Below are 13206 nucleotides of genomic sequence, written 5' to 3'. Positions count from 1 at the left end.
CTACCTAAGTAGGTTGGCTGTTAGAACTCAATCTGTACGAGTGCCCACACAGATGATTGCTTTATATTGTTAAAGAACGTTTTGAGTCGCCTTAGCGTCTCAAGGGATGAGAATAATACACCCTTTATTTTTCGAGTCAACACTTAGTTTTAAACTTTCTTTTGGAAGATTTAAAACCGAAGTTTCATTTAACTCTCTGAGTAGTTCGCTCCTCGCTAGGCGTTGGCGTTTCCCGTCTCAGTGGGGTCGCATTATAGGGATAAACGAGTGAGGGTCAATACTTTATTTCAGCTTTTTGACAATTAAATGAATTTAGTATGAAAGCTATACAAATAAGGGGCTACAGGGTTTATTCCGCCTATTAAACAACCAACATATGAGCAGTAAAACTACGTGCATACATAAAACTACAATCTTAAGTGCTGTTAGGCTAGCCAACTACGGTTTTTAATTGGCGTTTAATAAAGTATTACGTATGCAGTTAATTAAAAACTATAATTAAAGCCTGCGTAATAGCGTCGCTCTGAATAGCTTGAGTTAAGCAATCGTGCATCTGTATCATCACCTAAACGCGTTACCGATTCCGACTTAGTTAAATTAATGACGGCAGCTGTTAAACTTAGTCCTTCGTATAAGTTAACCGACGCATTAACATCAACCTGTTCGTATGGATCTTGATATACATTTAACCCACTATTGAGCCCCAATACTGTCTCCCCTATTTTATTATATGATGCACGTATGCGTCACCTTCATAATAAACAGAGGTGTTGTACTGATACTTTGCACTACCTATTAATGCTGACTGACCAAACTCTTCACCATTTACTGTTACATCTGCTTTATTGGTTTTGTTATAGGTGTAGTTTGCATAAAAACCAAAACCATTATCAAACGCATACTGAATAAATATCTCCGCGCCTTTAGATACTGCATCAGTACCATTACCCACAATACTTTACGGAGCGATATTAATAATACCTGCATCTACTATATTATTTTTACCGACAAAGCTTTGCTCTACACCGATTACCAGTGGCACGACAAAGTTGTCTACTTTCTTATGAAAAAACGCCAATCCAACCGCAGAACCCTTTGCATAATAATACTCAATAGATAAATCAGCCTGCACCGATTCAAATGGCTTTAAGTTTTTATCACCACCACTGCCGCTAAAGCCTGGTTGTTCATTAAATGCAGCTCTCTGCCCATTCATCCGATACAAACGTAATACGCTGCTGCGCACCTAAATCGCTGTAATCAGGACAAGGCTACCTGTTTCTTGATGTCCGACTTCTGAACAGTTCTCGTTAATCGAGAAACTAAATCAACGAGAGCGTTACCTTATTGGTATTTGATGCAGCGTGTACATCGTAGTAGATATAAATACTGGGCTCTACGCGATATAACACCGACCCCTGAGCAAATAAGGTAGAGGCTGAAGTCAAAGCAATACATGCAATGAGTAGGGGCTCAGCAGGTGCATGAACAATCGCGACAATAGCAACGAGTAATCACTTTGAATTGAGTCGTTATCGTGCTGCTAAGCTAACGATTAAATTAAAACTATAAAGCTGCCAAGTACCTCAACATTCATATAAACGCGGCGAGAATAAACACCTTGAAATCCCAAACCTACTTGATAGGCAGTTTGATATTGTTGAGTCAGATACCGTTTGGTGCGGTGATGTAACGTATATTGGACAGGTAATCGCTGGGCTTATCTAACCGTCGCTATTGATTTATTTGCACGCAAAGTAGTTGGCTGGACAGCATCGTTGTCGCCATATACTAATTTAACGTTAAAAGCACTTGAACTCGCGTATGAAAGTAGAGGAAAAACGATAGGACTGATGCTCTACTCAGACCAAGGTAGTCATTATACGATCTTGAATTATCGCCAACGTTTATGGCGCTATAAAATCACACAAAGCATGAGTAGGCGCGAAAACTATTGAGATAATGCGTCAATGGGGCGATTTTTTAAAAGCTTTAAAACGGAATGGATGCAAAAGGTTGGATATGGAAATTTTACAAACGCTAAATATAGCGTTAGTGATTACATAAATGGATATTACAACAATGCTACACCACATCACTATAATACTGGTTTAGCGCCATATGAATCTGAGGTCAAATACAGTGATTCTAAAACTATGACCAAATTTTATTGACCAATACAACACTAAAAGTTGACTACTAATTATAGAAATTAAAAAGCTTATAAACAAAAAATCACTTTTGATAGCATCGAAATACTTCAAACATTTTTAGAAAAATAAAGCCATAAACTATTTAGAAGTCAAAAATCAACGAGATCTGTATTGTGTTATTGCATTTCAAACTTATTAATAACATCAGAAAGCTCTAAAAGTGTAGGCTTACCTCCTAAATAATTTGTATCGATATGATAACTATCACCAATCCAAAAAGGGAGTTGCGTAGAGTTATGACCATGAATAGAAAAATTAATACCATGATTATTAATTATTTTTTTACTATTAAATACCTTACGATCCCACAATAATGACTCAACAATTACTGATTTATCCTCAATATCCGAAGAGCATTCCCAATTCCATTGCTGAGGAATGGTATGTGATAAACCTATTTTATGACCTTTATATTCAAGTACTATAGATAATGGTTTTTTTAAAAGCTCATCACACATACTCAAAAGCAGGTTTTGAGGAACAGCTTTGTGCCAATTACCACCATTGTCTGTCCAAAGCTTAAAAGCGGCTTTATCGTTACTTAATAGAGATTCAAGCATTAAATGCTCATGATTCCCTAGTACCATATATGCATTGATTGCTTTTAAATACTCAAATAATTCATAACTTTTATCACCACGATCAATTGTATCTCCAAGGCAAAATAAAGCATCACTTTGCGAATTAAAATCTACATTTTTAAGTGCACTTTTTAAAGCAAGTAAATCACCATCGAGATCGCCAATTACAAATACTCGGCAATCATCACCTAATGATATAACATGTTTTGTAGGCGCAATTTTAATAGCACTAATACCAATGTTCAATATTTGCTCCAGTAAATTTAAATTTGTGAGTTGAATAATAGTAATTTCAAATATTACGGTAACTTGCGTAATAGCTTAATAATGACTTTAACACCTCATGTGCGACTCTTCTAAACCATACAAGTATAAAAACAATAACACGAGCCTTAAATAAGCTAATTTTTATTGTTAATTTAGAGGGGGCAGAACATGGAGTCGACGGCGTCACTAGATAAAATAACATACAGCTTACTATTTGAAATAATTACATCAGTACAGTCATTTTAACATTGCCAAAGTAAGCTTAGATATAAGGTTAATGGTTAATGGTTAAATATCTAGTTAAAAAGGCAGTTTTCAACAAATTAGTACGTTAGTAATTAAAAAAATATACAAACCATGCCACTGCCTTATTTTAGTTGGCACTCCTTAAAAAGCTGGAACCTAAGTATTAGCTTGTTAATCGTACATATTTATCAGCTAATTCATCAATACTTTCTGTATTTGCAGGATCAGGCTTTATACAGTCGATAGGGCAAACACTTACGCAAGTCGGTTTATCGTAATGCCCTACACACTCAGTACATTTGCTTGCATCTATTTGATATATTTTAGCCCCCATATAAATAGCCTCATTAGGGCATTCTGGATCGCACATGTCGCAGTTAATGCATTTACTATTTATGAGTAGAGCCATTTTCTAGCCTTTTCAATTAATATCATTATAAAACAAAAAGATAAGTAAAAACAAAGGTGTGTAAAGGCTAACTTTTGTGCAGTTCTAGTTTAATAAAAAACCGCTATTATTTATTAAATCGTAACACAAATTAGTAACACAAATTTTTATTTTTGGGTGTAAATTACAGCCGCGAATTATGCCTATCTTTCTCTGTTGCTTTGTTGATCTTAATCAATAAAAATCGCCGTAAGGCCTTTATTTATATAGGTTTAATCAAAGTGAAAAATCACTATCAACGCTTACCAAAGCTCAATACACGAAAGCGAAACTAGAATGGAAGCAACTTAAATCGCCATTTTCTATGCAGCACATAAATCGCTGTGTTATTTTGGCCTCTCAAATCATCTTTTTTGAGGAAAAAGAAAAATCAAAACAAGAGATTAAAAAACTAGACACGAAGCGATTATCGAAATATGAGGCACAACACAATCTTCGTCTTATATTTACCCTATCTGGAACAGTATCTTTTTACTCAGCTTTCCCTAAATCATCTGGCATAGCTAATACTAAGTTAGGTGAAGCACCTGAATTAACAATAGCAAAAGCACGTAAGTTTACTGATCAAATGAAATATGGCATTTTAAATAATCATAATATCAAAACAGTATTTGATGCTTATGAACAAAGCTTAATAGAGCGCCATAATACCGCACCTACCAAATTTGCAGCTTCATCGCTCAGAACATATCAATGTAGAATAAAAAAGCTTAGGCACCATTTTCCGCTTAAAAGAGCGTTCCAGTCTCTTACAGCTGGAGAGTTAGAAAAGATTGTAGATATAATTATCAAAGCAGAGTCCAATAACCAAGCAATTGAGCTTTTTGCACAAATTAGAAGGGTATGGCGATTTGCCAAAAACAAATTTAACTCAGGTAAAAACCCAGCTGCTGATATCGATGACTTTTACGTATCTAACCGTGTAGAAAGCCCCCGTCCTTGCCAAGTTTATACAGACTTAGATTCGATAGCTGAATTATGGATAAATCTAGCATCGGCCCCAAATGTACATCAAAAAAATGCTGCGCGATTTATGATTTTGACAGGCATACGCCCTATTAATATTCCACAAATGAAGTGGGAGTGGCTCAATAGTATCGACTTTCCAACCTTAATTACCTTTCCGGCATCTGTTGTTGGAGTTCGTGGAGAAATGAAAAACCAAAAAGAATATAAGCTGCCATTAACCAAGGCCATGCGCGCCATTATTTTAGAGCAGAGAGCCTGGATGGAAAATGCATTACCCAGCTGTAACCCTGATCATATATTTCTTCAGCCTCGCGATCTTAACAAACCATTTGCTAAAAGGTCGCTGGATAAGATCATTAAAGATTACTCACCTGTTGATGCAGTAAAAGGAGATAAAAGAAATATTGTAATGAAAGGATCTGCAGGTGCATTTTGCACAATGTGCCGAAGCTTTTTTAAATCCAACGCAAAAGCGATTATGGTTGCCAACGGCTATCATTTTAAACACGCAGAGGAACTTACTAGACTCGCGCTTCATCACCTTAGAAAAGAAGACGATCCAAACGGCTTAAATTATGATAAATCTGAAGAGCTATTTGGCACTTCAACAAAGCTAAAATTTAACGTATTCAAAATTCATGAAGCAAGTATTTTAAAAAGAGCTAAAGAGCTTGAAAATCAGCAGTTAAGACTTACAGGAATGCAGAGTAAACAGGCTAGCAATCTAGAAGAAAACAGCCAAAAGAAAGCACTGAGAGATAGGATTAAAGCTCATTTGGTTCATAAAGGCAGTTATGTAAACTTCATTAACCAGCCATTAGGAGATACAGGTAGAGTAGCAAAAGATTTAATTTTAACCGAAGAAGGAAGAGCTGTCGTTGAGAGGTATTTAAGTGACCAAGAAGCTAAAGCAAAAAATAATTAAAAAAAGTTTAATTTCGACTTACCAAAGTTTTTGTAAAAAAAAATAATTTCATATCATTGCCTTATTAGAGCGATACCTCATCAGTTATTTGATGATTTTAACTTTTTTAAGGTTTTTATATTAATGGCAACATCAGTATTAAATTCAATGAAACCATGTGAGGTCACGATTAAAATTCGTAACCTTTGCATGGCTGAATTTAATGCGAATAAGCCTCCATACAATGACAAGTCAATGGAAGAGCTAGCCAGTCTTGCGACTATTATATTATCGCAGGAAAAAGGAAGAAGACTTTCAAAATATCAGCTTAAAGATCAGATTAGAATTGTATTCCAGCATGATGGTATTATTAAATTTTTTACTCATTTTAAAAAAGCACATGGCATAAAAAACACAAAGATTGGTGATTCTAATAATATGAGTTTTTCAGCAGCAAAATTAAAAGCGGCCGAAATATACAAAAAGAACACCTCTAATTACACATTCGAATTTGTAGTGAGTAAACAAATAGAAAACTTACAGGCGATTAATAAACATAGCCCTAGCAAGTTAGCTGAAACCACAGTAACAACATATACCTCTTACCTTAATGCAATTCAAAATGCATTTGGTAAAAATACGTTATTTCAGACTATTACTCCTGAGATAATAGAAACCACGCTTGACCAACTACTAACAGAGAAAAGTGGCCCGCATGTGGCTAAGCTATGCGAGCAAATGAAAAAGCTGTGGGTGTTCGCAAAAAATAAATATAATAATGGCGATAATCCATTCCTAGAAGTAGATAAAAATTATATATCTTCTCGAACGGCGAAGCCTATTCCTTGTAGGGCATATACTGATATATCTCTAATTTCTCAGCTATACATAAACCTAAAAACAGCTAAAAATAATACATTAATAAATGCCGTACTACTGATGATGTTTACTGGGCTAAGACCCATAAATATTTGCAACCTACGTCTGTCGTATATAGATGATTTAACTAACCCTAAATTTTTAACGTTTCCAGAAACAACCCATACCACTCGCGGAGCAATGAAAAACCAAAAAGAGTTTAAAATACAACTCACACCCGAGATGAAAAAAGCGATACAACAAGAATTAAAATTAAACCCAGACAGAAACCGCACATACTTATTTTGCAAGGTTAAAGACGACTCAAAACCCATCAGTAAAGAGAGTTTAAACCGAGCACTTAAGTATCATGCACCAAAAAACATGGTTGTGGCCCCGCGAGATAACATAAATATAAAAGGCTCTGCCGGAGCATTTCCAACACTACTTCGCAGCTTCTTAAAATCGCATATGAAAGAGGTACTAACTAAAATACATGGTTCATCAACAATTGCTGAAATTGAGTCTAAAAAAATGCTTCATCACTCTGTTTCAGATCATGATCCAATGAGTAAACATTACGACCACTCGAATAAAATATATAACACTGATATTAAAGCACTTTATAAAAACTTTTCCCTATTTGAGAAGGAAGTACTCAAAGAAGTAAAAATACAGGCTAAGTTAAAAATCAAAACGACTAAAAAATCATTTTTAAAATTAGATAATTCAAATAAATTCATCGCCAAAGTTAAAAGCACAATAAGTGCTTATTCCACTATCTGGGGTAATATAGTTCAGCAAACCCAAAAGCTTAAAAAGAGCCGCCCTTTGCAAATATTAGAGTAGCGCTTACATATTGCAATACAACTTTTTCTTTGCTTACAAAACCTATAAAGAGCTTTTACTAGGTGGTGCAGATTGATTTCTTATAAAAGCAGGGATATCAAAAATATCAGATGCTTTTGGTTTAGTGGCGACTACTTTAGAGTTTGACTCAATTCTAGTTTCATCAAGTATCATTTTTGAACTCGCGCCCGTAGCAATAACCAGTAGCTCATAATTGGTTGCTAAGTTTTCAATTTTTGAAACACCACAAATAACCAATGCGTTTGGGCTTACCTGCTGACGCACAGTATCAGTAATAAGGTTATAGCTACCCAGTGAGATTTCATCTTTGCAATTTACTTGTATTATTACCCCCGTACTTGATGACATATCAACCTGGTTAACTAAAGGGTTATTAAGTGCACTATCAAGTGCAGTAGTGAGCTCGCTCTCATCATTACACTTGCCTACGCCAAGTACAGCATCGCCTTGGCAATCCATAATTTTCGCAAAATCATTTAAATCTACGTTTATTAGGCCTTGAAAGCACAACATATCGATTAATGATTTTATGAGTGAATGGAGTATTTGGTTTGAATGTTTAAACGCATCGAATAATCCTATATCGTTACCAAGCACCTCAATCAGTTGATCGTTTGGGAGAGTAATAACCGCATTAGCATGCTCTTTAAGCTCATTTAAACCTGCTTGCGCTATATTATTTCTAAACTGCCCTTCACTACTAAATGGTAATGTAGCAACAAATATAATGGGCTTACCTTGCTCACTAGCAAGTTGTGCAATATACGGGCTAGCGCCAGTCCCAGTACCGCCACCCAACCCTGTTGCACACAGAATTATATCGCAGCCATTAATAAGCGTTAAAAGCTGCTCTTTACTCTCTTCTGCCGCTTGTAGTCCAACTTTAGGGTCGGCTCCTGCACCATAACCATGAGTTAGCTCAGCACCTATTAGTACTGCTTCATCACTCTGTGTATGTTCAAGTACCACTTTATCGGTATTAACACTGTACAAGTGCGCCTGTTCAGACTCACGCTGTTCGAAAATACTGTTAAGCGTATTACAGCCACACCCACCAATGCCAAATACACCGATTGATAAACCATCATTTTGTTGAATTAATTGAAACATAGCTACTCCTTAACTTTAAAAGGAGCATAGCAAACAGGTGCGTCAAATTTTGACGCACCTAAACAAGTTGGAGTTATTTATAGATGTTAGCGGCCGCTTTAAGCTTTGTAGTGATTCTTTGCCGCAGCTTTTCAGGTTTAATAACTTCAAGCCAATGAGCACATTTAAATAGCTCATCGGTTAGTTGCTCGGTATCAATCGTCCGGTAGGTAAGTAATACGTTTTTATCGTCAATCTGTTGCTTGTCAGTCAGCTCACCAAGCTCAATAAAGCCTTGATTAACCTCCGAGTGCCTGGGTACTTTTACAATTAACTCAATCGCTTCTTGCGACATGCCTTTGTTAATCGCACTACGTAACGACTTTAATTGCTCAGTGCTTGGCTCACGTCGTGTTTTTTGCAAAATGTGTACATTGCGAATGCGGTAAACCGGCATTTGATAACACTTGTCGTGAAGCTCTCCCACCATAAACTGCGCCATCAACACACCGCCTTGCTCAACTAAGTTGTAAAAACTTAACTCCGCAAACTTCAACCAATGTGCTTCATCGTAAAGTACTCTATAAAGCTCAGTGCTCACTGCACGCTTATGCTTAATCGCATGCTCAATTTGCGCAACTAACTGATTATCAATATTCACTTTTAACGAAGGCTTAGGCAGAGTCGAAAACCACTCAGGCACATGGCCATTAACACGTTTTAGTGCCTGCTCTGCTTTAATATGTACCGACTGTTTAACATCTATGGGGGCCGATTGTGGTAGTAACTGCTCTAGAAGCAAATAATGCTCAGCAACTTCGCTGCTCATAACTTTTGCGTTACCACCTCGCCACTGAGCATTGATAGACCAGCCATAGGGCTTACTGCGGGTATCTTTTTCAAGACCAAAGCAACCTTGTTCGTAAAGTGATTGCAAGTCACGTTGAAGCATGCGAATTGAAACTTCAAAGCCCCGCTCAGTTAATCTGTGTTGTAATTTTTGAGTTGAAATAGAGCTTGGCGCTATCGGCAAAAGCTCTAAAATTGATAAATGGCGGTGTAAAATCATTAAAATACTTAGCTACTTCTGAAGTAAATAATTACGAGCTTGTTAGTTAGCAATATTGATTTATCAATACCGTCAAAAACAACCCCTCTAGGATAAGGTTTATTCTGAGCTTGTTCAACAACCACCTCATTTCAAGACTACTTCGCAACATAGAAGACTCAACGCAACTTGGCTTGACTTAGTTTGGTAACAATATTTAACCTACCCTTGCTTCTTTCTTATTTACTCGAATATAACTTTGGAGTAAAAACCGTTTCAAAAGCAATTACTTTTTTAAATAGCCATCGGCAATAATCATCCCACTTGGCCTCATCATATCCATCACATTCATATTTAACTTGAATGACAGCCGATTTATTATCTTTTCCAATAACCCAATCAAGGTCAAAACCTAATTGAGTTTCAATATTTTTTCTATTTAAAAATAATTGATTAAAGGCTTTTTCTTGTGTCTTAAAGTCATTAAATTTAATTAAAAGCCTTACAGCTACATGATCACGGCTAAAATTTAGCTGTAATTTTTGACCTGTAGCTAATGACTTAGAATGTATTAAGGACTTTGGCTGTATTTTTGTATTAACAAACGATTGACTGTTGTTCTCCAAAAGTTGTGGCATGAGCTTTTTCCAAAATGATATTCGTTTAGTATGTCGATTACCATTTTGTTTTGCTTTCACCTGACTTTCGGCTTTTTCTCTCATAGAAATTAAATAATCTTCAGTCTCTTTTAGTGGGATTATTTTATTTACACTAAGCGCTAATTCCTGCCCAAGCTGGTAAGGCTTAACTTCAATACATGTAATATCTAAACCATGCTCTCTGAACCATAAAACAGTGCTAGTCACTTCTTTTCTAAAATTGGCCGCAACTAAAATAACTCGCTGTTTAATACCTTCATTTAGAATTACTTCTGACTCCTCACTTTCGTCCAAGAATTCATAAATAACCTTAGAAGCGTCACCCGCATCCCCATCTACACTTTTCAAATAATCTTTAAAGATAGAAATAATTTGTATAGTTGTTAACGTTGAGCAATAAGCTGCATATTTCATCGCCTGCCATACAACATCACGCCCACTATCATCTAATTTATTCTCAATAATTACTAAGTTACCTTCCTTATCCAACGCCAATAAATCTAAGCGCTCTCGGGTATCTTCAAATCCAGCGAACTCTTTTTGAATAATTAATAGCTCTTCACCAAATGCATTTGGATGATTTGCCAACCATTCCTGTAAATGGTTTCGCTCAGTAAAACCAAGCTCAGTAAAACTTTTATTTTTGATCGGTGTAATACTGTTTGACGTTCGGTCTATCTTAAACATTATGTTCCCTTTAATTTAGATATATTTTTAAACTTGCTAAAATCAGATTCTTATTTGGAATGTAAATTAAGTCACAATAAATACCCACATTATATGGTATTTAGTATTTGGAAGTTCGATTGATATTTAAGAGTGATAACTCAATAGGCTCATTTATATTAACTATTTATCACAACAGTGGCAGTAGTTATATAGCAAGATTTTTTATCGAGATTGCATTCATACCACCCAAGTTTAGCTCCGTTTTCTCGTAGCATGCGATCTTTAAATGTACAAAATTCAAATGCATCAACATTATCAATGTTTATATCTGTTTCAATCAAACTATTAAAAATTAAGTGCGTCGTAATGTTGTGAGCCCAATTAAACAAAACCAATCTTCTTCTGACCGCCTTCTTTAAGATCGTTTTGATCTTGTAAAATCGATAACATTCGCTCTTGAGTCATGCGTTTTTTTGAAAACTTCATTTGCCTTTTTACAATCGCAAAGTCACCTGGTGTGAGCTTTGTAAGCTTGAATAACTCATGCATTAGGTACTTATTTAACACTCCTGGGCCTAATGTATCTTTAAATAATTGCTTAGCCTGAACCGAAGTCAAATAGGTTAAATTTAAATTAAAATCAAATCGCCTCATTACCGCTTTATCTAAATTTTTAGCAAAGTTAGTTGCTGCAAAAAGTGGGAGTTGAAATTGCTCCATATGGCATAGTAATTCATTAACTGTTTGCACTTCCCAATTTGCCGTCGCTTGTTCGCGGCTGCATAGCAAGCTATCTGCCTCATCAATAAATATTGCACTTCCTTCTTGTGTAGCTTGTTTAAATAGTTGAGCAATATTTTGCTCACTTTCGCCAACCCACTTGCTTAATAAGTCAGATGCTTTGACTGAAATAAGTTTAAAATCAGCTTTTTCGCATAAGTAATTTACAAAAGCTGTTTTACCGGTGCCAGGCGGGCCCGTTAGCAGAGTTCGTGAACTCGAATATTCAATTACAGCCTCTTCAACCTGTTCGAGTGATGCATACTCAGACTCTATATTCACCATTCTAGGATTAAACTTTTGCGCTGCTTGATAAGTTAATTCGTGTGCTGAAAAACCGCATGCAGTTAAAGTATCTTGAATATTCTCTTCTATGCATTCACGTGCGGTCTGTGCTTTAAATCCACATAATCTTGCTACATGTACAGCTTTAGCAATATGAGCTGGAAGTAAGTTTTGTTGAGTAGCTAATTTACTTATAAAACTGTTACCAACACTCAAACCTTTAACATATTTGCCAATCATTTTTTCTTTAGTTGTTTTGTTTAGCTCAGGAATTTCGTAAACAATATTAAATCGCCTAATAACGCTCTGTGGTAACTCTTCTAGATGATTAGTGATCCAAATACTCACAACAGGGTGATTTTCAATATAAGTATGAAGTAGCTCTTTTGAGAAGCTTTTAGAGAATAAATCACGCTCAAAAATATTTTCACATTCATCTAGGGCGTGTTGATCTTTGCGGTATAAAAAACAAACAGCATGAGGATAAGGTATAATTGAATTCGCTAAAAAACGTTACACCGAACCCTCATGCCAAGATTAATGTTAACAGACGCGACATGGAATGTCTTATCAAAAGTAATGCACTTAAGTGGTCGAATTTATAATAAGCCTGAGCATAGAAAAACGCTCGAAGGCATACTCTATAAGATGCGTACCGGTATTCCTTGGCGAGATTTACCGTCTTATTTCGGCTCGTGGAGTGCTATCTATAGACGATTTAATTTATGGTCCAAAAAAGATATTTTGAATGAATTATTTCGTGTGTTATCCCACTATGCTGATATGGATTGGATCTTTATTGATGGCAGTATTGTCAGGGCTCACCAGCATAGTTGCGGTGCAAGAACCGCTGGCAATGAATCAATCGGTAAGAGTCGAGGTGGCAATTCGACTAAAATTCATCTTGCAGTAGATAGCGGAGGATTGCCTGTTTATTATGAATTATCCTGTGGAAATACGCATGATATCGTCCATGCAGAGTCACTTGTAGACAATTGCCCAACGAGTAATGTGGTTGTCGCAGATAAAGGCTACGATAGTGAAAAACTAAGAGAGTTTATTCGTGATAATAGCGCTACACCCGTTATTCCACGCAAGGATAACAGTTTAGTGGGTAATGAAGATATTGACTGGTGCATGTACAAATATAGGCACTTAGTTGAGAATGCCTTTGGTCGGATCAAACAATATAGAGGGATAGCTACAAGGTATGAAAAGCTTGAACGGAATTATCATTCCATGCTCGCTTTAGCATTTACTATGATGTGGCTACCAATGTGGGCTGATTAATATATATACTACAAAGATCAACAGCCCCTA

General features: G+C 36.0%; 9 protein-coding genes and 2 pseudogenes. 4 read left to right on the top strand and 7 right to left on the bottom strand.

Annotated elements, in window-relative coordinates; all coding sequences use genetic code 11:
- Positions 1-485: 485 nt before the first annotated feature.
- Positions 486-1265, bottom strand: a pseudogene (locus L647_RS1000000125340) (TonB-dependent receptor); the annotation flags it as partial.
- Between the two features lies 1 nt (position 1266).
- On the opposite strand from L647_RS1000000125340, the pseudogene L647_RS1000000126445 reads away from it, so the two are divergent.
- Positions 1267-2174: pseudogene (locus L647_RS1000000126445) on the top strand (IS3 family transposase); the annotation flags it as partial.
- 155 nt (positions 2175-2329) lie between these two features.
- Here L647_RS1000000126445 and L647_RS0113640 read toward each other — a convergent pair.
- Positions 2330-3040, bottom strand: coding sequence for a metallophosphoesterase (locus L647_RS0113640; protein ID WP_024611585.1), 711 nt, complete (start codon positions 3038-3040; stop codon positions 2330-2332).
- A gap of 430 nt (positions 3041-3470) precedes the next feature.
- Positions 3471-3716 carry a YfhL family 4Fe-4S dicluster ferredoxin gene (locus L647_RS0113635; RefSeq protein ID WP_024611584.1) on the bottom strand — a complete coding sequence of 82 codons (246 nt, stop codon included), beginning with the start codon at positions 3714-3716 and terminating at the stop codon, positions 3471-3473.
- Between the two features lie 343 nt (positions 3717-4059).
- On the opposite strand from L647_RS0113635, the gene L647_RS0113630 reads away from it, so the two are divergent.
- Both L647_RS0113630 and L647_RS0113625 read left to right on the top strand, forming a co-directional pair.
- Positions 4060-5649: a hypothetical protein gene (locus L647_RS0113630; protein WP_024611583.1), complete on the top strand. Its 1590-nt coding sequence runs from the start codon at positions 4060-4062 to the stop codon at positions 5647-5649.
- A 123-nt stretch (positions 5650-5772) separates the two neighbouring features.
- Positions 5773-7335, top strand: a complete 1563-nt coding sequence (locus L647_RS0113625) for a tyrosine-type recombinase/integrase (RefSeq protein WP_024611582.1) — start codon at positions 5773-5775, stop codon at positions 7333-7335.
- 42 nt (positions 7336-7377) lie between these two features.
- Here the strand turns inward: L647_RS0113625 and L647_RS0113620 are convergent, their stop codons facing one another.
- From L647_RS0113620 to L647_RS0113600, 4 genes are all read right to left on the bottom strand, one after another.
- Positions 7378-8466 (bottom strand): cell division protein FtsZ, encoded by a 1089-nt coding sequence (locus L647_RS0113620; protein ID WP_024611581.1) that lies wholly within the window; start codon positions 8464-8466, stop codon positions 7378-7380.
- A 73-nt stretch (positions 8467-8539) separates the two neighbouring features.
- Positions 8540-9514, bottom strand: a complete 975-nt coding sequence (locus tag L647_RS0113615) for a WYL domain-containing protein (protein ID WP_024611580.1) — start codon at positions 9512-9514, stop codon at positions 8540-8542.
- 218 nt (positions 9515-9732) lie between these two features.
- Positions 9733-10839, bottom strand: a complete 1107-nt coding sequence (locus tag L647_RS0113610; protein ID WP_024611579.1) for a DUF4268 domain-containing protein — start codon at positions 10837-10839, stop codon at positions 9733-9735.
- Positions 10840-11202: 363 nt separating this feature from the next.
- The gene (locus tag L647_RS0113600; protein WP_024611577.1) at positions 11203-12234 is read right to left on the bottom strand and encodes an ATP-binding protein; all 1032 of its coding nucleotides are present in this window, start codon (positions 12232-12234) and stop codon (positions 11203-11205) included.
- A gap of 180 nt (positions 12235-12414) precedes the next feature.
- Between L647_RS0113600 and L647_RS0113595 the strand changes: the two genes are divergently transcribed.
- The gene (locus L647_RS0113595) at positions 12415-13176 is read left to right on the top strand and encodes an IS5 family transposase (RefSeq protein WP_024611512.1); all 762 of its coding nucleotides are present in this window, start codon (positions 12415-12417) and stop codon (positions 13174-13176) included.
- Positions 13177-13206 lie beyond the last annotated feature (30 nt).

The sequence above is a fragment of the Pseudoalteromonas sp. TB64 genome (assembly GCF_000498095.1).
Classification (GTDB): domain Bacteria; phylum Pseudomonadota; class Gammaproteobacteria; order Enterobacterales; family Alteromonadaceae; genus Pseudoalteromonas.
The sequence above is the reverse complement of the archived record's forward strand: the minus strand, read 5'-3'. Positions and strand labels throughout refer to the sequence as shown.